The following is a 21,853-nucleotide window of genomic DNA, read 5'->3' as shown; positions in this document are numbered from 1 at the left end:
ATTTTATTTTTAAGTTATGCGTACGATCATGTTGGTGGCGGGGATCATCGTCGCCCTGGTTTTGGGTAAATTGTTCATTTTTTCAAAACCGGGTGAGGGCAAAGGTTCAGAAGCCCAAAAAGGCGGGGATGTGAAAAATACGAAATCTTCCGGCGGGGCTGTGCCGGTGAATGTGTTTATTGTGGGAAGAGAGTCTATTGAGAACCAGATTTTTGCATCGGGCACGGTGCTGCCCAACGAAGAAGTGAACCTGATGGCCGAAATATCGGGACGGTTGGTGAAGCTCGACATCAAGGAAGGTGCTTTTATTACCAAAGGTCAGCTTATCGCCAAAATCAATGATCGGGAACTGCAAGCGCAACTCCAAAAAGTCGCTTATAATCAGGATTTGAGCAAAAAGATAGAAGCCAGGCAGAAGAAGCTGCTGAATGTGGAGGCGATCAATCTGGAAGAATACGACGTAACATCTAATAATATCAAAGTCCTGGAAGCTGAGAAGGAAGTCATTGAAGCCCAGCTGGAAAAAACAGAAATCCGCGCGCCGTTCAGTGGTCGTATCGGGTTGAAATTCATCAGCGAAGGTGCTTATCTGGCTCCGGGTACGCCCATCGTGACGATCGTGCAAAGTAATCCGGTCAAAATCGACTTCACAGTTCCGGAAAAATACAGTCCGAGTATCCGCGTAGGGAGCACAATCAAATTCAATCTGGACGGCGACTTGTCCACATACAGCGCAAAAATCCTCGCAATAGATCCAAAAGTGGATGAAAACCTGCGCACGTTGCGCGTACGTGCGGTTGCGAACAATCCGGATGGAAGGTTTGTACCGGGTATGTTTGTAAAAGTACTGGCTGATCTCGATGCTAACCGGGCAGCCATGATGATCCCGACCGAGGCCATCGTGCCTGTTTTGAAAGGTAAAAAAGTGTTTGTTGTGAAGGAAGGCAAAGCGCAGGAAGTAATGGTAACGACCGGCCTGCGTACCGATAAGAGGATCCAGATCATCGACGGCTTGCAGCCGGGTGATTCGTTGATTACGTCGGGTATCATCGCTATCAAACCTAACACCACTGTGAAGGTCAATCTATGAGCATCTCGACCCTTTCTATCAAAAGGCCGGTCCTGGCGATTGTCATGAACCTGCTGATTATCTTGTTCGGGTTCCTCGGGTACAAATTCCTGGGGATGCGCGAGTTCCCGTCCATCGATCCGCCGGTGGTTTCAATCCGCACCAGCTACACGGGCGCGAATGCGGATATTATAGAGTCTCAGATTACCGAACCGCTCGAAAAGCAGCTCAACAGTATTGAAGGTATCAAATCCATCAGTTCCACGAGTAGCCAGGGCACAAGCCAGATCACCGTCGAGTTCGACATTGGTGTGGATATGGAGCGTGCAGCCAATGATGTTCGCGACAAGGTAGGTTCTGCCTCGCGGACCTTGCCGTTGGATATCGATGGCCCGCCGGTGGTAGCCAAAGCCGATGCCAATTCGGAGCCTATCATTGTATTGACTTTCACAAGTACCAACCGTTCGCACCTCGAAGTGAGCGATTATGCCGAGAATGTGATCGCGCAGCGCCTCCAAACAATCGAGGGAGTAAGTGAAATCCGGATTTTTGGTCAAAAAAAATATGCGATGCGGATCTGGATGGATCCCATCAAAATGGCTGCACTGGGCGTTACTACCCAGGATGTGAAGCTTGCGCTCGATAAGGAAAACGTAGAATTGCCCAGCGGCAAGCTCGCCGGCGATAATACCGAGCTGACGGTGAAAACCATCGGCCGGTTTCGCACCGAGGACGATTTCAATGAGTTGATTATCAAAAACTCCTCAACACAGACTATCCACCTGAAAGACGTAGGTTTTGCGCAGTTGGGTCCAGAAAACGAAGAAACAATTCTGCGTCTGGATAATGTCCCGATGATCGGTCTGGCGATATCTCCTATGCCAGGCGCAAACTATCTCAATATCGCCGAGGAAGTAAATAAGCGGATGGCAGCTATCAAAAAGGAACTGCCTAAGGATTACGAGCTTGACACGCTGATCGACAATACCATTTTTGTGGAACGGTCCATCGAGGAAGTGGGCGAAACATTACTGATCGCCATTATTTTGGTCGTCATTATCATATACCTCTTCTTCCGCGATTGGCTTATCGCTTTTCGTCCGCTCATCGACATCCCGGTTTCGCTGATCGGGACATTCTTCATTATGTACATCATGGGCTTCTCCATCAATGTACTGACGTTACTCGCCATCGTGCTTGCGACCGGGCTTGTTGTGGACGACGGTATTGTAGTCACCGAGAATATTTTCAAGAAGATCGAGCAGGGTATGAGCCCGATCGAGGCGGCTATCAAAGGTTCGAATGAGATCATATTTGCGGTATTATCTACGTCCATCACGTTGGCCTCGGTGTTTTTGCCGGTGATTTTTATGGAGGGTTTTGTAGGTAAACTGTTCCGTGAATTCGGTATCGTCATTTCCGCCGCTGTATTGATCTCTGCATTCGTATCGCTGACTCTGACGCCGATGCTGAATGCCTACCTGGTGCGTAAGACACATAAGAAAAGCTGGTTTTACGAAAAAACGGAGCCGTTTTTTGAAAAGATCACCAGCGACTACGGAAATGCGCTGGCCAAATTCCTGAAAATGCGTTGGGTTGCCATCCCATTGGTGGCCGTTACAATGGGTATGATCTGGTTCTTTGGTAAAGGTCTCCAATCAGAACTGGCACCGCTCGACGACCGCAACTGGTTCCGTATTAACATGACCGCGCCGGAAGGTTCGTCATTTGAATTTACCGATCGCTATATGCAGAACGTGAGTGATATGCTGATGGATTCCATGCCAGGCCGGAAAGGGTTAATGATGATTACATCACCTGGTAACTCGGGGCTCGGTGCGGCCAATACGGGTAGTGGGCGTATTGCATTGGTAGATAAAAAATTAAGGAAAGAGTCGCAGCAAGAAATTGCAGATTATATCAATAAGAAACTGAAAACGATGCCTGACGCCAAGTCTTTTGTCGTTCAGCAACAAACCATTTCTGTGGATTCGCGCGGTGGTTTGCCCATTCAGTATGTAATTCAGGCGCCGGACTTTGAGAAGCTTAGAGAATACCTTCCAAAATTCATGGAAGAGGTCTCAGAAGATCCCACTTTTGCAATCACAGATGTCAACCTGAAATTCAGCAAGCCAGAGATCCAGATCGTGATCGATCGCGAAAAGGCGAAATCGTTGGGTGTAACCGTTCAGGACGTGGCGCAGACGATGCAGCTGGCATTTGCAGGCCAGCGTTTTGGTTATTTCACCATGAACGGCCGTCAGTATCAGGTTATAGGCCAGTATGACCGTGCCAACCGCGACGAGCCGCTGGATTTAAAGAGCATGTTTGTCAAAACGAATACGGGTGCGCTCGTTCAGTTGGACAACATTGTTAAAGCCGAAGAAGAAAGCAGCCCGCCGCAACTTTTCCACTTCAACCGCTACATGAGCGCCACCGTGCAGGCCGCATTAGCACCTGGAAAGACGATTGGCGACGGTATCGCTGCTATGGACCGTATTCGGGATAAATTGAACGACGAAACAATCCAGACCTCATTGAGCGGCTCGTCACGCGACTATGCCGAAAGTTCTTCCAATACGATGTTCTCATTCTTCCTGGCGCTGGTGTTGATCTATTTCATTTTGGCAGCGCAGTTCGAAAGTTTTGTGGACCCATTCATCATCATGTTCACAGTGCCTCTGGCCATCGGCGGGGCAGTGTTCTCGCTTTGGTTCTTCGATCAGACACTCAATATATTCAGTCAGATCGGCATGATCATGCTGATCGGTCTGGTAACGAAAAATGGTATCCTGATTGTCGAGTTTGCCAATCAATTGCGCGAGCAAGGCAGAAGCGTCCAGGAAGCAGCATTGGAAGCTGCTACGTTGCGTTTCAGACCTATTTTGATGACCAGTTTGGCTACAATCCTCGGCGCATTACCGATCGCGATGGCGCTTGGCTCCGCAGGTCGCAGCCGGATGTCAATGGGTATTGTAATTATGGGAGGGCTATTGTTCTCACTTGTACTGACGCTGTATGTCATCCCGGCCATTTACACATTCTTCTCCCGGCCTAGAAACTTCGAGAAAATGAAAATGATCGAAAGAGTAGCACGGGATAGCGAATTGGAAGAACCGGCGCACTTTTGATGGGGAGCAAACAAGAAGCAAATACAAATGGGAACGTGGACTACCGCGTTCCCATATTTTTTAGCATCCTCACATGCGAGCCCAATGCGTTTCGGAAGTTGGATTTGGCATTGTATACCAGCCCGAATTCAAGGGCTGTCGCTTTTACGATGGGCGACAATGCGTGGTAATGGACGTGCGAAATAGTAGGGAATAAATGGTGCTCGATCTGATAATCGAGGCCGCCGATGAACCATGACAATATGCGGTTCTTTCCTGCGAAATTGGACGTAGTTTGCAACTGATGCACAGCCCAGGCGGTCTCAATGCACCCGGTTTGGTCGGGTTCGGGTTGTTCTGCCCCTTCTACAACGTGCGCCATTTGAAATACTGTACTAAGTATCATTCCCGCAGTTGCGTGCATGATCATGAATCCAATCAGCCATTGACCGAATGTAACGGACGTGAGAGCAAGCGGAATGATGCAGATAAATACGACGTAGGCCAGTTTAGTCAACACCAGTTTTATAAGTTCATTTTTAGGAAACGGCTTCGTCATTCCTGACTTCGACATCTCGTTGAAAAGGGATATTTCCTTGAAATCCTTCCATAGGAATGACAGCGTCATAAGGCTGTACAGGAAAAATGCATAGATGTGCTGAAACCGGTGGATATACCTTTGTTTTTCCTGGAATGAAAGCCGCAGGAGAAATTTGCCGGTAATGTCTTCGTCTACCTCGTGGATGTTCGTGTAGGTGTGATGCAGTCTGTTGTGTTGCACTTCCCAGTTGTAAGCGTTCCCGCCAAGAAGGTAGATAGATGAGCCGAAAACCTTGTTCAGTAAATTGGATGTTGCCAGTGAGCCATGGATAGCATCGTGCATCACCGACATACCTACCCCCGCTACGCCGAGGCCCATCACAAAAGCCAAACCTGCCATTGCCAGCATGCTGAACTGATTGGACAGGATCAGTACATAAGGCACCAGATACAAGCTTAACATAAATAACGCTTTGTAAATAATGCCGGACCCGCCCGACTTACAAATTTCGTTGGTTGCGAAGTACTGATCGACCCGCTGCCTCAGGGTGGGGAAAAATGTACTTTTATCTAGATTTGTGAATTTAACTTTCTGATATTGCATTGCGGGCAAGCGGAAAACGCAGTTTAAATTAATGGGATGGTTTCGTGAGAACGGAGTTTGGTTACAAATATTGGCAAATGCTTCATTAATTTCAATATTGGCCTCAAAAATGCTGTCAAAAGTTGATAATTGAAACAATGTTTTGAAAATGTACCTAAAAACAAAAGAGGCCGACATCACTGCCGACCTCTTTCATTACTGCTAAAAATGCCTTTTACAGGGCAAATTCTGCTTTGATCGCGTCTACAAAATCCAGCTTTTCCCATGTGAAAAGCTCAACTTCAACTTCTTTCTCTTCGCCATTGGCGCCCTTGAACGACTTTTTGACGATCTCGTTCTTGCGTCCCATGTGGCCATAGGCTGCTGTTTCAGAATAGATCGGATTACGTAGTTTCAGACGTTGTTCGATCGCATATGGACGTAAATCGAATATTTTGCCGATTTTTTCTGCAATGGCGCCGTCATTGCCAGCTACTTTCGCGGTTCCGTAGGTGTTGATGTACAAACCGCAAGGCTCGGCAACACCGATCGCGTAGGAAACCTGCACCAATACTTCATCGCAAAGGCCTGATGCAACCATGTTTTTAGCAATATGGCGGGTAGCATATGCGGCCGAACGGTCTACCTTGGAAGGATCTTTTCCTGAAAACGCACCACCACCGTGTGCTCCTTTACCGCCGTAAGTATCTACGATGATCTTGCGACCTGTCAGACCTGTATCACCATGAGGACCGCCGATCACAAATTTCCCGGTAGGGTTAATGTGGTGCGTAATGTCGCCGGTGAAAAGTTGCTGCAGTTCAGGCGTCAGTTTAGCCTTTACGCGAGGGATAACGATGTTGATGACATCCGCTTTGATTTTGGCAAGCATCGCCTCCTCGCTATCGAAATCGTCGTGTTGTGTCGAAACCACGATGGTATCGATACGCTGAGGTACATTGTCGTCACTATATTCAATTGTTACCTGTGATTTCGCATCGGGGCGCAGGTAAGGGATCAATGATGGTTCGTTGTTGCGGATGTACGACATCTCCTGGAGGATCTTGTGTGCCAGGTCGAGGGCAAGTGGCATATAGTTAGCCGTCTCGCGTGTCGCATACCCGAACATCATTCCCTGGTCACCAGCACCTTGTGCATTGGCTTTGGATTCGAAGTCCTCCGCAGCAGCAGCGCGGTCGACACCCTGGTTGATGTCGGCACTTTGGTCGTGAATGGCCGAGAGAATACCGCAGGAATTGGCTTCAAACATGTATTCGCTCTTCGTATAGCCAATCCTTTTGATCACATCGCGCGTGATTTTCTGAACGTCCAGATAGGTGTTGGTTTTTACCTCGCCGGCCAAAACTACTTGCCCGGTCGTCACCAGTGTTTCACAGGCCACCTTGCTGTTGGTATCCCATGCTAGAAAATTGTCAATCAGTGCATCTGATATTTGATCGGCTACCTTGTCGGGATGTCCTTCAGATACGGACTCCGAGGTGAATAAGTATGGCATTGGAAACGAAATAAAGTTGAAGAAAAGTTTAAATGTGTGACAGTTACTGCATTGGAATTGCTTCCGTTTTTGCTGGTTGTCGGCAAAAATAAGTAATCCTTTAGAATTTGGCTTTGAGAATCCTGTGGTTTACCTATAATTTACTGTTAAAACTGATTTGAAGCTGTAAAAAAGCCGGTATAGTAACACTACACCGGCTTTACCATTCAATCGATTTTTCTAATTGATCAGATCGGAACATTTACATGCCGTTCAGCGTGATAGCTCGAACGCACAAGCGGCCCGGATTCTACATATTTCAATCCGCGTTTCAGACCTTCTTCTTTATAGTTTTCAAACATTTCCGGTGTGATCCACTCGATCACTTCGTGGTGCATTTTAGTTGGCTGTAAATACTGACCCAGCGTGAGGATATCGAGGCCGCTTTTGGCCAGGTCGTCCATTGCCTTGTGCACCTCGTCCTGCGTCTCACCCAAGCCCAGCATGATACCCGATTTGGTACGTTGCCCGTATGCTTTCGTGCGTTTGATCTGCTCGAGGCTGCGTGCATATTTGGCCTGAGGTCGCACCGCACGGTATAAACGTTCGACCGTTTCCATGTTATGCGAAACCACTTCCTGCCCTGCTTCGATCATGTGTATCAAAGCTTCCCAATTGCTTTTAACGTCCGGGATCAGAGTCTCGATGGTCGTTTCCGGTGTATTTTCTTTTACCTGGCGGACAGTCTGGTACCATATTTCGGCACCTTTGTCCTTCAACTCGTCGCGGTTTACAGAAGTGATAACGGCATGTTTTACCTGCATAAGCTTAATAGCCTCAGCCACGCGTCGCGGTTCATCGGTGTCATATTCGTTAGGCCGGCCTGTTGCCACCGCGCAAAAGCTGCAGCTTCTTGTGCACACATTCCCGAGGATCATGAAGGTGGCCGTTCCGGCACCCCAGCATTCTCCCATATTAGGACAATTTCCGCTTTCGCAAATGGTGTGAAGTTTATAATTGTCGACCAGTTGTCTTACTTTCCTGAATTCAGGTCCTGCGGGGAGTTTGACCCGGAGCCAATCGGGGCGTTTTCTGCGTTCCGACGGTATTACTGGCAATTCAATCATATCAATCTGTCAATCTCCGATGGAGCTGCTGCGCGCCATCTGTTTATGTAATACTAATTATCTTTTCTTACTTCCAAAATAAAGGGTCAGGTATCCGGATGTAAAAAAGGCTTTGTTTTGAGCATCCGCCATAATCGTGATTTTCCGCGTGAATGCTTCTGCAATAAAACCGATTTCCACGCCGGTAACATTGTCGCGGAATGCGCTTAATTCGAAGCTCATCGCTGCTTTTGCATGCACGCCTGGTACGACCTTCGACTGGCCAAAACCTTGAAAGAAACTTCCGGCGCCTATCAGGTCACCCGATTTATTTGGATCGAACGGTTCGGTAGTGACACGTCCGTCGGAATTCTGATATTGGACCATGTAGGGTTTTTCAAATCCCAGAGATGGCCCCGCCGCTAGAATCCCGCTGATGGATATGCCCTCGTCATCCTGCCGGCTGAACAAAGTTAATTCACGGCCATATTCCGGCCGCAATACAAACAGGTAATTTTGTTTTCCATATACCAATCGCGCGCCCGTCACAAAGTCCTGTGTCGAAAGTTCTTTCGGGTGCTTTACATTCACAAGTTCCAATGCCAGATAGCGATACGTATTTTTTCCGAACATCTTGGAGCTCAGGGCGGAGGACTGACGAAATACTGCGCCTCCCAGAATCCCGGAGTTGGTATTGGTAGTGATGCCCACAGAGGTAAACGACTTATAGGTTTCCTCTTCGTCCTCTTTCTTCACAGACCTGCGCTGAGCGTATATTTCTGTCGACAATACAAACAGAATAGATACTGAAAGTAAAAGTTTTACACGCATCATATTATTAGTATAAATTCCTTGTGACTATGTATGTGTCGTATGAAGAGTGAAAGTACAAAATAATAGTGTACGCATCTGTATATCCACCCCACTTTAACGGTTTTTTGTACATTTATGTTCTTTAAACGAAAAAAGAAGGAAAAAAGCCTGCTAGTGAACCCGGATCCACAAAAATATAGCTGCTTTGTTTCATTTTTAACATCCTTTTAATCAGTGTGCTTAGGTGAAAATCATTTATCAGGTTGCCATTCAGGTTTTCGCTTTTCTCATCCGATTCATTGCACCTTTCAATCATAAAATAAAGCTCGGAGTGGATGGGCGGAAAGGCCTTTTGGATCGTATGCGCGAATCGCTTCCGGGCCTGGTAGCGGGGCGACCGGTAGCTTGGTTTCACGCGGCATCACTGGGCGAATTCGAGCAGGGAAGGCCCGTTATAGAATCATATCGCGATGCCTATCCCGATCATTTTATATTGCTGACATTCTTTTCGCCTTCCGGATATGAAATACGGAAGAATTACAATGGCGTCGATTTTATCTGTTATCTGCCCATCGATACGCCAGCCAACGCGCGTGAGTTTGTAAGGATCGTGAATCCTCGGATAGTTTTTTTCATTAAATACGAGTTCTGGTTTAATTACCTGCGGGAATTGCGGAAAAATGGCAGTTATATTTTATCATTTTCGTCGATTTTCCGTTCCAATCAAATTTTTTTCAAATCATATGGTGGCTTTTTTCGCAAAATGCTGGGCTATTTTGATCATTTGTTTGTCCAGAACCGAACTTCAATTGATTTGTTGGAAAAAGCCAATATTGGTGCTTGCAGCATCGCGGGCGACACGCGCTTTGACCGGGTGCGTGCCATCGCATCCAGTGCGCGTGAGTTGCCTGAAATCGCGCGGTTCAAGGGGGCTAGCCAGTGCATGATCGCTGGGTCGGTATGGGATGCCGACATGCAGGTGCTGATTCCGGCATTGAATGCATTAACCGGAAAGTTGAAGGCGATTATAGCTCCTCATGAGATCAAGGCCGAGGAGATCGCCGGCTGGCGAACTCAGCTAATGGGGCGCTCCATTTTATATTCCGAAGTGGCGGCGGGGCAGTCACCCGATGATTTCGACTATCTTATCATCAACAATATTGGAATGCTCTCGTCGCTTTATCGCTATGGCAACATGGCCTATATTGGCGGGTCTTTCGGGGTAGGGCTGCATAATATCCTGGAAGCAGCCACATTCGGCTTGCCCATCCTGTTTGGTAACAAGAGTTATCACAGGTTCCAGGAAGCTGTGGGACTCATGGAAAAAGGTGGGGCATTCTCAGTGGCGGATACCCCTCAGTTATTGAAAATAGTAGAAAGTTGGGTCGAAAACCCTGTTGAAGCGCGTAGTGCAGGCGATATCAGCAGTGAGTTTGTGCTTTCCGGAACCGGTGCGACTGACCTGATTATGCAAAAAGTGAGAGAGGCCATGGGCTGACGACGTCGCCGACAGCCCATTTATCTATATCATCAGGCAAATTCCTTTGCGATCAAATTATCGAACAGATAAGCCTGCGTTCCCAGCAAACGTGCTTTGGCGCCGAGTTTTGAAATGTGGATCGACAGCGGATTTTTGAAATCCGACAAACAATACTTGTTGATCGCCTGCTCGATCGGGTTGGAAATGAACGGTCCGGCCTCGGCCAGCAACCCACCCACGATAATCACCTCGGGGTTGAACAAATGTACCGCGGTAGCCAATCCTTTTCCGAGCTCCGTGCCCACTGTGCTAAGCAAGTCAATAGAAAACTCGTCACCCGCATGCACGGCTTCAATAATATGGGAAGTTTCCAACTGATCGAGATCATTATTGACGATCTGTTTCAGGATAGTCGCCCGACCGCTATTGATGCCTTCTTTGGCCTGGCGGATCAAAGCGATCGCCGATGTGATCGTATCAAGGCAGCCTACTTTACCGCAATGGCACAGCATGCCATCCGGCTTGACCTGGATATGTCCCAACTCTCCGGCAAAGCCCGACGCACCATTGAAAACTTCGCCATTAATAATAATCCCCAAACCAACTCCCCAGTCAATGTTGATCGTCAGCACCTGCGATTTATCGACTGCATAGCCAAAACGGTGTTCACCGATCGTGGTGGCCTTGGTATCATTGAAAAGACACACCGGAAGATCGAAATGCTGTTTGAGGTACGTTACCAGCGGCACACCCGAAGGCGTGAGGTTCATATAAGTAAGGTTAATGCCTTGTGAAGAGTTGATCAGCCCAGGCATCGAAACCCCGATGCCCCAAAGTTTAGTGCGGGCAATATTGTTGGATTTTAGGAAATCGTTGGTAGCGGCGAAGAGCTCTTTCAGGAAATTGGCAGAATCGTCGAGTCGGATAGCAACTTTCCTTTTCAGGATAAGCTGGTTATGCAGGTCAAAAATGACCAGTTGCGTATCATGGCGGTTAATATCCATGATGAGTGTCAGGTACTTTTTCGCATTCAGACCGTATAATACGGGCGGTCGACCGGCCCGCGCGGGCCCCGTGCCTGTTTCTGTGATCCAGCCTTCGCGCATGAGATCATTAACGATCCCGGTTGCAGACGGGATACTTGCATGGAACAACTTGGCCATTTTGTTAATGGAAGTGTCCCCGGACTGATATAAATGCAGCAGTAAACTGCTTCTGATACGATTCTTACGAATATCAATGACCGAACTCGGTTCTTCTGCCACTAAGTCCATTATGCGGAGTAGAAATTATTATGGGGTGATATTATTAATTTTCTTTACGATAGAATGATACTAATGTATGGAAAAATCGGAAAAAACGCCTGTGATTTTAAAAAATATTATTATTTGTTGCAAAATCCACAGCAGATCGGGCGATTTGCCAAACGTTTTTTAATTAATAAAGTAGTCACAAATGGGAGCTTTAGCTTGAAGCAGATAGATTATACGCGATTCAGATAAAACTAGGCTGTTGTTAAAAACTACTTGTTTTGTATGCCGTTTTGAGGGAAAAGCTGATTTTTAGTGAAAGTCCTTTTAAATTCGCTGATTCCAAAAAAAGACAGAATGGGTTTAATAAAGGGTTTGGTGCTCCGGTCGACGGGTTCGTGGTATGAGGTGAGGGACAGCCGCGACGGGCATATCTGGCAGTGCCGGTTGAAAGGCAAGTTCAAAGCATTGGGCCTTAAAGTGACCAATCCGATTGCCGTAGGTGATTATGTTAATTTTGAAGTGGAGAATGAGGGTGAAAATTTTGGCATCATCCACGAGATCGTGCCGCGTGAAAACTATGTAATCCGCCGCTCAGTACACAAAACCGCCCACGCCCACCTGATCGCCGCCAATGTGGACCAGGCCATACTGATTGCCACGCTTGTCTTTCCCCGTACTTCACTGGGTTTTATAGATCGGTTTCTGGTCGCCATCGAGTCGTTCCGCATTCCCGGTGTGTTGGTTTTTAACAAGCAGGATTTACTGGACGATGACATGAAAGATATCCAGGCTGCACTCATGGAGATGTATTCCGCCCTGGGTTACCGTTGTTTAGCCACGACTGCCCTGGAAGACTTGGGCCTCGATGACTTTAAGGCATTACTGAAAGGGAAGGTATCATTGCTTTCAGGCCACTCGGGCGTGGGGAAATCGACGCTCGTCAATGCGATCGCGCCTAATCTCGACATCAAAACGCAGGAGGTTTCCACATTTGCGAATAAAGGGGTGCATACCACCACATTTGCCGAAATGTTCGAACTGGAAAAAGGTACGTTTATTATCGATTCGCCGGGGATCAAGGAGTTGGGCCTGGCCGATATCGAAAAAGAGGAGATCAGCCATTACTTTCCTGAAATGCGCGATTTGCTGAACCAATGCCGCTTCAACAATTGCCAACATATCAATGAGCCGGGTTGTGCGGTAAAGGATGCGGTTTCAGAAGGAAAAATTGCCTTTACCCGCTATGAAAGTTACCTGAGCATGATGCTGGGGGATGATAATCGGAAATAGATCGGAGTTCAGGAGATTAAAGTTCAGGAGATTAAAGTTTATGAGTTGAATAACGGTCCCGTTTATGAAGAACGTAGAGCATATTGGTATTGCTGTTAAAAACCTCGCTGAGGCGGAGAGGGTCTATTCAGCATTATTGAATATATCTTCCTATAAGCGTGAAAGCATCGAATCCGAGCTGGTTGCGACTTCTTTTTTCAAAATCAACCAAACTAAAATAGAACTGCTGGAAGCCACCGGACCGGAGAGCGTCATCGCCCGCTTTATCGAAAAGAAAGGCGAAGGCGTTCACCATATCGCTTTCGAAGTCGATGACATTGTAGCCGAAATGGAGCGGCTTCGCAATGCGGGTTTTACATTGCTGAATGAGGTTCCTAAGCAAGGCGCTGACAACAAGCTCGTTTGTTTCGTCCATCCGAAAAGTGCGAATGGGGTGTTGATCGAGCTTTGTCAGGAGATGGGAAACCGTTAAATAAATTTGGAATTGAATAATGGCCAATGGATCAGATGCTATTGCGTTTGGCCCGGCCAAAACTGACACTTTTTTCCCATTTACTGTCCCCGCTGGCGCGTCGAAATTGATAGTGGGCGCAACATTAGGTACCAATCCCAGCGTATACAATTGTACCGGTGACTGCGGTTCATATGGTGTCGCAGACGGACAGGTTACAATTTCTCAGCTGTCACTTGATGCCCAAGGTAAACTAACTTTGAAAGCCTCAATTTTGGTAGGTGGCGCAGTTTACAACGCCAATAAAATCGGCTACATAAGAACAAACTAATAATGAGTTTGCCAGTTTTCATGTAATTCCTCTATGTGAAGACTGGCGTTCTTTAGAACGGCAACCCCACGGCAATATTCAGTATCAGATTCTCCTTTCGCCACGCTTTACTACCAAAGTTAATCTCATTAAATACCCAGGGATTTTTGTATTTCACTACACCTTCGTCACTCACATTTTTGACCTCACTCACATACCACGGTTTCCTAAATGGAGTAGCCAGGTCGAGCCTGAAAATCAGATAAGAAAAATCCAGGCGCAACCCAATTCCCCCGCCGACTGCGACTTGTTTTAGAAATTTGTTGCTGATTAGCGCAGTGCCTGGATAAGTCGCGCGTGTACTGTCACCGAATGACCAAATGTTTCCAGCATCTACGAAGATCGCGCCATTGATAATATCAGTGAATTTCATCCTTACTTCAGAGTTGAATTCTAACCGAATATCGGCAAATTGCTGATAGCCCAGTAGCCTTATCGTCAGGGTGTCAGGAGCAACGGCACCTGGTCCGAGTGAGCGTGCACGAAATGCGCGTATGCCTGTACTACCACCACCGAAATATTGTTTGAATTGCGGAATCGGCATTGTTTTGGAATTGCCGTATGGTTTGGCAGCGCCAACCAGAATACGGTTGGCCCATTTGATGGACGGCGTGATAGTACGATAATAACGTACATCACCATCCACCTTTACGTATTGCAAAATGGGCACTTTGAGAAATTCTTTGGGATAGCCTTCCGGGTTTTTCTTAGCTAGCAGGCTTAAAATATTGCCTCCCCAATCGATACCACCCGTCATGGCAATCTGGTTTTTGCTAAACGGACGAGGAGTGGGCCGGTAGGAAACCGAGTAGTTGGAGCCCATGATGAAAAATTTGGTGTCGATAAGCCGGTAAAGACGATCGATGTCAAGCGGGTTGGTGTTCGGATCCGTCACCACTTCACCAAGCAATTCAATATTAATATTTCGCGGTTCTACGAAGTTGATCGAAATCGGTGTGAAAGTGTGCTCAACTTCTGTCTTGCGACGCCACACATACGACCAGTCGCCCCTGATAGAACGCGTGGTGTAAAAATTACGTTGTATCCGGTTTTCGTAGTTTAATGAAAGGATCGTCTTTGGAAGCGCCTGGCTTTTTTCTGGCCTTAACTTTACAAACGGGATAATGAACCTTGGGAAAGATAAGTCTGCCTTGGCTCCATATCTGATATATTCATTTCCTATGCCGTTTGAACTGGTGCCACGGTTCCCGCCCAGTTGCACGTCGAACCCAAAATACGCGCTGATCGCCAGCATTTCCGCTCCTTTGAAGAAATTTCGGTTACGCCACGTTACGTCAAGCTGTGAACCGCCAAGGTTGTTGGATTTAGTACTGGCAGATAATATTGTTTGCAGCGACTTTTTCTTCATCGGAGCAAGGTCATAATACACGTCCAGCAATGCGGAATCAGAACGAGGCACCAGGTCGAAGCGATTTTTGACAAAACGGAAATTTTGTAGGTTGACCAGCCTCTGCAGCGACACGTCGTGCATGGTGTTGGTATACATATTCCCTCGTCTGAAACCGATCGCATCGTAGAAAATCCGTCGTTTGTAATTGTTTCCCGGGTCCGTAACAGTAATGCCCCTGCGCAACGGGCCTCGGGTGGTAAGCCCGGTAGAATCACTCTGCTTGTTTTCTTCCGTGCCGGTATTGACGTAAATACGGTTGATAAAATACTGTTTTAAAGAAGTCTGCGCAGTTTCCTTTTTGACTTCGAGATACAGATTTACCTGCTGGGGACCCAACGTAGAATCAACTCGCCCAATGGTGGAATCCACTTTGACGATCAGGTAATCGGGATTGAAATAGTAGTAACCTTTGCCCTTTAATTCCTGGTCGATGCGTGTGCGCTCGGTAGAGATGACTTCCAGACGGATCGGGTCGCCTTTTTTTAGTAATGTTTTTTGTTTGGCAAGAACGAGGTCTTTGTTGAAAAGCGAACTGTCGGGAACCACGTAGCTGATCTCGTTGATCACATAGCGCGGCATTAAGTAGGCGTTGTACTCGGTGGTTGCCGTCCGTTTTTTCTTCTTTTTGCTTTCCACGATCTTACCCCCTACGGAGGAACGGTAATAGCCCTCGTTGTCAAGATAAGCAACCATATTCGCCGCATTGATGTCGACAATACGTTGCGTAGCATAGCGTGGCGGCTCGCCGAGCTTCTTCCGGAACCAGCTTCTTAATCCGCCCTCATCTTTGGGCTCGCCGATCCAGTAGTAAAACCAAACCTTCCAGGGGAAGCCCAGAATGGTCTTGTTGGGAGGTGGCTTGATCAAACCTGCCAGTTCATCCGCAACACCCGATACATTCGGTTTTGAAATGCTGTCGGGCTGCACTTTCACTTTGTTGCCAACATAAATGCTCTGGCCCTCGGGCACATACTTATTGACCGAGCAGCCGCCCAGGAAAATACAGATCGCCAGTATATATCCAATGTTACTTCTCATCGCGCTGCTTTCGGAAAATTTCGCGGAACAGGTCATAGTCCGCCGTAATGATAAAACTTACCCCGGTTTCGACGATAAAACCTTCAAGGATCGATTGGTACTGGTTTTTGCGATAGCCCCGGAACATATACCGACCGTCGCGGCTTAAAGAGTAGTCGAGGGCGATGTTGTCGAAAACTTCGGTGGAATTACCCGAATTGCCCTGGCTTTCCAGCTCAAAGTTTTTACCTACGGAAATCTTCAGACGATCGTTCAGGAATGCTTTGCTCAGCCCCAGGTTCAGGTCTGTGCGCGCGCCGGTGGTTTGGTCGGCAGTAGAATTCAAGCCTATGTTAAGATCTACCCCTTTAATGAGGTCCGAGGCCAGGTTATTGAGCTGGTCGCTGAGAAGCTGGCTCACACTTTGTCTGGCCACAGCTTCGGCACTTGAACCAATATTAAAACCCGAGCTGGACTGATCGGTGATGAACTTGTTGGTGATGAGCAAGGCAAATGCCTGCTTGTTCATCTCCGACGGGTTATTCACCATATCATTCCAGAAAGTCTGATTCTGGATATCGCTTTTGATTTGCTCATCGATAGTCGCGCCGGGAACAATGTTGAAAGTAATATTCGGAGTCGTTAGATTGCCTGTAATGACGATTTGTACTTCGATCGGTATTTTACTGGAACCCTGGAATTTGCTGGAAATAGAACCCGGGTCTACCATCACGGGATAGGCAGCAGTGATATTCAGATCCGCCTTCATCGGATCGCCGGTCCAAAGCAATGTGCTGCCTTTTTTTATTTCAAACTGTCTTTTCAGGATTTGAAGGGTGAGATCGTAAGAGCCTTCCGTCAGGTCATAAGAGCCTAAAAGAAACAGCTGCCCATTCGGCGCGATCCCCGTATTGAGTTGTGCATTCCCTTTCAATCGGATATTGTCCCCGTTCAGCTCATCGATCACTACTTTAAACTCCGATTTATCATCCACATCGATATCCAGTGAAATCTGGGACGCGAAATCGACGACCACATTCTGCGCTTCAAGTGAGTCTTTCTTCGCGACCTGCGTCGAATCGCTCATATCCACAAACTCAATAACGCCTTTGGTAGCGTCACCCGCTTCTGTGGCGTCACTCGGCATAACTACTGTAATATTGCTACCCGGATCGATTTTCACGTTACCGTCGATCACCGATTTGGCACCCTGCCCTTTTACGGTCAGATTGGCATCGATATTCGCCTTGCCAAAGAAAAGTTCGTTTTGTTTTTGGGTTGAATTCAGGACATTGAAGTTCTTGGCAGAAAGATTAAGGTCATAACCGACGTCGGGCAGTTTGGCAATATTCACATTGCCATTAATTTTCATTGCCTGGTTCAGCGAATCGGTCAATGTGAAGTTGTTGAAGTTGATATTTTGGCCATTGAACTGGATTTTCTGACCAGCCAGTGAATATCTCGATCCCAATTGTGTCGCGTTAAATGCGACATTGTCGAAGTTGATCGCGCCGTCAAGTCTTGGGCTATCCGTCGCGCCGGTAATGGCAATGTTACCGGTAAGATTTCCCTCCGCCCGTTTTAATTCGCCGAAGCTGAATGCCTCGATCGTTTTTGCACTTAGTTTTTTCAAATCCATTTTAAAGTCCATCGGCGTTTCGGACTTCACATTATAACTCCCGCCGATCTGGACGTCGTTTTGGTCGTTGACGAGCGACATAGCAACGCGGATGAGGTTTTCGGTTTCGTTGGTCGATTTGATGGAAAGATTACCGACGGGAATTTTGGTAACTGCAAGATTGTCGATCGTCAGTTCACCCGTGTAGACTGGCGAAGCCATATAGTTGCTCAGAAGCACTTTGCCATTCAATGTGCCGGTAGCAAGGGTCGAATCCAGGGTTGCGATCTCGATCAGCGGGCCGATGGAAATATTCGACATCGCAATGTTCAGCGGGCTGTTGGGCGCTTCCGTAGTTGAATTAATTTTTAAAGACTGACCATTATTACTGATCATAAAATCTTTCACATACACGCTATCCGTCGCATATTGAATAAATCCGGCAGTATCAGTTGCCCATTTACCGTAATTCAACAGGAGAGCGTCGCGCAGGTTGAGACGGTAACGGTTGCCCGCTACCGCCAAATCGCCCTTCACAGCGTGTCTCTCGGTGTTCACTGAGTCACGCACGATGAAATCGAATTTCACATCGTTGTTCACGATCTGGCTTGCAACCGAGGCATTCTGCATTCGGAACCCGCTCATATTAACCAGGCCGACATTGGCATTTAGTGCCGCATTACTTTCCACAGTACTGAAATCCACGGACACCCCCTCGACGCGAATGCTGTCATAGTCCACCATAGGCACGCTCAACCTGGCCACCAGCGAAGAATCTTTCTGATTGTCCATTTGCGCATGTAATTGGATCGCATTCATTTCCCGGAGCTGAGGAACAAATGCCTGTACGGCCGGGTGGTTTGTCAGCGTAGCATCCAGTGCGAAGTTGGCGGGTTTGGTAACTTCTTTATAAGTAAGGTCAGGTGATTTGAAATGCTTTCCAACCTCGGTCAGGATCGCGTCGCCGATCTCCGTGTAAGTATATTGCCCGGTCATTTTAGCCTTCAAAATAGGCGAATCGATATAGGCCTGCCTTCCGCCGCTTGAATCGGTCAATTGCACATTAATGCTCGAAATACCGATCGGTCTGCGGTGGTGAGTCAATACAAGGCTGTCAACTTTCACAGTTCCGAGCGGGTTTTCCGGGTTGGTTGAAGGCATATCGACTTTGATATTACCCTTTACCTGCAATGAATCCGCATATAAATTCAGTGCTGTGAGATCCAGGTTAGTGATTTCCAGATCGGCCTTAACGGAGGGGTATTCCTTGGAAAGATCAGCCTGGGCCGTAAGGTCTAGGTCGATATTGCGGTCGTTCATGTCTGCCGAAATATTGGCGAGTCCATGATCAATATCACCTTTCAACCGCAGGTTTTGATATACATAACCTTTGATATCCGCACTTTCGATATTGCCGTCGAGCCGCGCTTTCATCGTTTTGGGCGCATAACCCACACCTTCAATATCTGTGCGGAGCGTCAGCTTGCCCATCTCGGCAGGCGGTTGCTTGGTAAGTTTGCCGAGGTCAAACTCTGTGAATGTGAGCGTGCCGGTATATTGCGCCCGGACGCTATCGGTAATATTTTTGAGGTTTCCCGAGAATGTGCCGGTGCCAAAAGAGGTGTTAATCGTAGTCGCAAGAGTCAGGTTTTCCATCGAGCCCTTCACTTTGCCTGAGATCTTGATTGATTCGGGCAGTTCAATGGATGCCGGTACTGCGCTATCAGGCAGCATTTTGAGCAAATCTGCCTTTGTGGACGATATTTCATTGATATTTAAATCCATCGCCAGCTTTTCTGCATTCGGAAGCCCCTGCAAACGACCTTCGGCGTTTAATACTGTGCCGTCCAGCATAGTGAACCTTGCCTTGGAAATAAGCATATCATCAACCGAGCCGCTAATTTGTCCTGAGCCCTTCACCAACCCCTGAGGCTCTTTGTCGAATGGCGGCGTTTTCGCGAGGTCGGGTGCTAGCAGAAGGATGTCCGCGAATGCAATGCGGCTGTCGGTAAGACGCAACTTTAATTTTACTTTCCCGATGTCATTGGTAAGCTGGTCGAGGTTTTTATAACGCAGGCTCAGCTCATCGCGCAAAAGGGTGTTGGGGGTTTTGAGATAAAGATTGCGGAGATAGGTCTCGTGGTCGCCGTAGGCAAAATTCGTGCGAAATGCATCGAGACGAAAACCACTTTTGTCTTTAAACGACGCCGATTTCAGTGCTCCCGCGATGTTCTCGGAAGAAAACAGGAATTCCTGCAAATCGACATTAAGATCTTTGATATTAAGGTGTGCATAGTCGAGGCCCTTGGGTACGGCCGGTGAATTGAAATCGTCGTAGCGGACATCGTTGTTTTCAAGCTTGATTTCCCCGACTTTCACGTACCAGCCAGGCGCATCAGTTTGGGCAGCGGTAGTGTCCTTCTTCTCTGCCGCCGTTTTCGGCATTTTGGCAAATTCGGCAAAGAGCGACATGTTTTGCAACGACACGTTTTTTACATCAACGCGCTGGCTGCCCATGTAAATGTTGTTGACATGTCCGGCCAGTTTGCCCACGGTCATCCCGTTTTTTAGTCCGGAAACCTCGTCATCGAATTGCCATTTGAACTGCCGGATATCGATATCGCCTACTTTAATATCCAGTGAATCCGCGGGGTCTGATTTCGGATCCGGCCCCGCGTCCGCTACTTTCAATGCCTTATACATTCGCAGCTTTACCTGGCTGTTATGCAAAGCCGTGTTGGTGAGGTGATATTGGGAAATGGTTGGGTTAAATTTGTCGAACTTCACAAGGGCCGAATCGATATTGCCCGAAGCATCGGTGCCAATGACTGCATCGCGGTACGAGAACCGTACTCTTTTAAGCGAAATCTGATCCAGCCGCATTTTGAGTGGTTCCGAAGCCGCGGTATCAACGGTAGTAGTGTCGGTCCCCGCGAATGCATCAACAATAAACTGAAAATTGAAGGTTGTGTCCGGCAGCACGCGGCTGATATTGGCATTCACATCTTCGAGCTCGACTTTGTTGATGCCGATGTCGCCCTTAATGAGGCTGTACATGTCCAGGTCCACGTACAGGCGCTTGCCCGAGACAAGCGTATCCCCGTGCAAATCTTCAAAATACACCCCTTCCAGTAACACCCAATCGGGAATATCAAAACGCACCTTCTCAATATTGACTTTGGTTTTGAGTTTTTTACGCAAAAAGGAGTTTGCCTGGGACGTTAAAAAATTCTGGCCGAACGGTGTCTGGATACCCCAGATTAACACGCCAACCAGAATCAATACTGTCAGGATTATTATGGCCAATACTTTCAGTGCTTTCTTCATCCTGGGCTTAGTTCCGCCTTGTTGTTTAGAGGCGTTGAGAAATCTTGTTTTTATCTTTTAAATAATTCGACGTTTACCTGGTCGTTCACCGTCAGGGCCGATTTGATGGTAACTGGTTTCTTATCAGAGGTACTGAGCTCTACAAGTTTGGCCGGATATAGAAGACCATATGCGGATTTGGCATAATCGGAGAAATCCGTGGTCGTTTCCACACCTCCCTGTGATTCCTTCTGGCGGACTAGCAACCCTGTTTTGGCGTCGAAGTAAAGGTTGTATTTGACACCTTTTCCCTGCAATTCCACATTGTTCACCTGCACGCCATTGAGCGTCTCGGTTCCCACCGTGGTCGCAATCAGGCCGCGATTTTTATAGTTAATAAAGGGCACAAGATTATCGTACAGTTCCTGGCGCATGCTTTGTTGCTCGGCCTGGCTGAGGTCTTTTATATCTACTTTTTGCCCGATGGGTACCTTAATCCATCCCTGGTCACCTTTAACCGTGTAGATAAAGCTCCGCTTCATGATCGTCTTGCTCTTATAGATGGACTGATCGGGAATAGAAGCCGTGATCGCTGCATCGTAAGGAGTCGCCGCGCTAGCGGTATAATTTCTTTTGATATTATAGGACTTCACGCCGTCCCATAAAGCTTTACCGCCTGTTGCCTTGTAATACTGAGAAAATATGGAGTCGGCAGGCAATTTTTGTGCAAAGGAGCCAGCCGATACGAGTAGCATTGCGGCCAGCATTTTTAGCTTTTTCATTGGTTTTAAGAATTTGTGTTTAAATGTTTCCGGTAAGTTTTAATATCCGGATTCTTAGATCACACCATGTGTTCAGGGTTTAAATAAGCAAAATTAATCGACTCCTGCGTCAGGTATTTGCAAAAACCGTTCCATCAGTGCCGCTTTGATCGAAAATAG

Annotated in this window: 13 protein-coding genes; 5 read left to right on the top strand and 8 right to left on the bottom strand. The window is 47.4% G+C overall.

What is annotated here, in order from left to right; all coding sequences use genetic code 11:
- Nucleotides 1-16: 16 nt before the first annotated feature.
- Nucleotides 17-1,090, top strand: coding sequence for an efflux RND transporter periplasmic adaptor subunit (locus tag LZD49_RS24595; RefSeq protein WP_234670334.1), 1,074 nt, complete (start codon nucleotides 17-19; stop codon nucleotides 1,088-1,090).
- On the top strand, nucleotides 1,087-4,200 hold the full coding sequence (locus LZD49_RS24590; protein ID WP_234670333.1) for an efflux RND transporter permease subunit: 3,114 nt from the start codon (nucleotides 1,087-1,089) through the stop codon (nucleotides 4,198-4,200). Before LZD49_RS24595 ends, LZD49_RS24590 begins: the two co-directional genes overlap by 4 nt.
- Nucleotides 4,201-4,240: 40 nt before the next feature.
- Here the strand turns inward: LZD49_RS24590 and LZD49_RS24585 are convergent, their stop codons facing one another.
- The 4 genes from LZD49_RS24585 to LZD49_RS24570 all read right to left on the bottom strand — a co-directional run bounded on the left by LZD49_RS24585 (nucleotide 4,241) and on the right by LZD49_RS24570 (nucleotide 8,737).
- Complete coding sequence (locus LZD49_RS24585) at nucleotides 4,241-5,182, bottom strand: acyl-CoA desaturase (RefSeq protein WP_234670332.1); 942 nt, start codon at nucleotides 5,180-5,182, stop codon at nucleotides 4,241-4,243.
- A 355-nt stretch (nucleotides 5,183-5,537) separates the two neighbouring features.
- A complete protein-coding gene (gene metK, locus LZD49_RS24580) occupies nucleotides 5,538-6,818 on the bottom strand; it encodes a methionine adenosyltransferase (protein WP_234670331.1) in 1,281 nt (426 codons plus the stop codon).
- A gap of 227 nt (nucleotides 6,819-7,045) precedes the next feature.
- Complete coding sequence (lipA, locus tag LZD49_RS24575; protein ID WP_234670330.1) at nucleotides 7,046-7,924, bottom strand: lipoyl synthase; 879 nt, start codon at nucleotides 7,922-7,924, stop codon at nucleotides 7,046-7,048.
- 57 nt (nucleotides 7,925-7,981) lie between these two features.
- The gene (locus LZD49_RS24570) at nucleotides 7,982-8,737 is read right to left on the bottom strand and encodes a hypothetical protein (protein WP_234670329.1); all 756 of its coding nucleotides are present in this window, start codon (nucleotides 8,735-8,737) and stop codon (nucleotides 7,982-7,984) included.
- Nucleotides 8,738-8,960: 223 nt separating this feature from the next.
- On the opposite strand from LZD49_RS24570, the gene LZD49_RS24565 reads away from it, so the two are divergent.
- Nucleotides 8,961-10,214, top strand: a complete 1,254-nt coding sequence (locus tag LZD49_RS24565; RefSeq protein ID WP_234670328.1) for a glycosyltransferase N-terminal domain-containing protein — start codon at nucleotides 8,961-8,963, stop codon at nucleotides 10,212-10,214.
- Nucleotides 10,215-10,246: 32 nt separating this feature from the next.
- Here the strand turns inward: LZD49_RS24565 and LZD49_RS24560 are convergent, their stop codons facing one another.
- Nucleotides 10,247-11,470, bottom strand: coding sequence for an ROK family transcriptional regulator (locus LZD49_RS24560; protein WP_234670327.1), 1,224 nt, complete (start codon nucleotides 11,468-11,470; stop codon nucleotides 10,247-10,249).
- A gap of 333 nt (nucleotides 11,471-11,803) precedes the next feature.
- Here LZD49_RS24560 and rsgA point away from each other — a divergent pair, with 333 nt between their 5' ends.
- Together rsgA and mce are read left to right on the top strand one after the other, a co-directional pair.
- A complete protein-coding gene (rsgA, locus tag LZD49_RS24555) occupies nucleotides 11,804-12,739 on the top strand; it encodes a ribosome small subunit-dependent GTPase A (protein WP_234670326.1) in 936 nt (311 codons plus the stop codon).
- Nucleotides 12,740-12,803: 64 nt separating this feature from the next.
- Nucleotides 12,804-13,211 carry a methylmalonyl-CoA epimerase gene (mce, locus tag LZD49_RS24550; protein ID WP_234670325.1) on the top strand — a complete coding sequence of 136 codons (408 nt, stop codon included), beginning with the start codon at nucleotides 12,804-12,806 and terminating at the stop codon, nucleotides 13,209-13,211.
- A gap of 362 nt (nucleotides 13,212-13,573) precedes the next feature.
- On the opposite strand, the gene LZD49_RS24545 is transcribed toward mce, so the two are convergent.
- Genes LZD49_RS24545 through LZD49_RS24535 form a run of 3 tightly spaced genes read right to left on the bottom strand, consistent with a single transcriptional unit; the run spans nucleotide 13,574 to nucleotide 21,694 of the window.
- Complete coding sequence (locus LZD49_RS24545) at nucleotides 13,574-16,009, bottom strand: BamA/TamA family outer membrane protein (RefSeq protein ID WP_234670324.1); 2,436 nt, start codon at nucleotides 16,007-16,009, stop codon at nucleotides 13,574-13,576.
- Nucleotides 15,999-20,933, bottom strand: a complete 4,935-nt coding sequence (locus LZD49_RS24540; RefSeq protein WP_234670323.1) for a translocation/assembly module TamB domain-containing protein — start codon at nucleotides 20,931-20,933, stop codon at nucleotides 15,999-16,001. The genes LZD49_RS24545 and LZD49_RS24540 overlap by 11 nt, the downstream gene beginning before the upstream one ends.
- A 50-nt stretch (nucleotides 20,934-20,983) precedes the next feature.
- Nucleotides 20,984-21,694 (bottom strand): hypothetical protein, encoded by a 711-nt coding sequence (locus tag LZD49_RS24535; protein ID WP_234670322.1) that lies wholly within the window; start codon nucleotides 21,692-21,694, stop codon nucleotides 20,984-20,986.
- Between the last annotated feature and the right edge of the window lie 159 nt (nucleotides 21,695-21,853).

It is taken from the genome of Dyadobacter sp. CY261, from assembly GCF_021440085.1.
In the GTDB taxonomy this organism is placed as follows: Bacteria; Bacteroidota; Bacteroidia; order Cytophagales; family Spirosomataceae; genus Dyadobacter.
The sequence above is the reverse complement of the archived record's forward strand: the minus strand, read 5'-3'. Positions and strand labels throughout refer to the sequence as shown.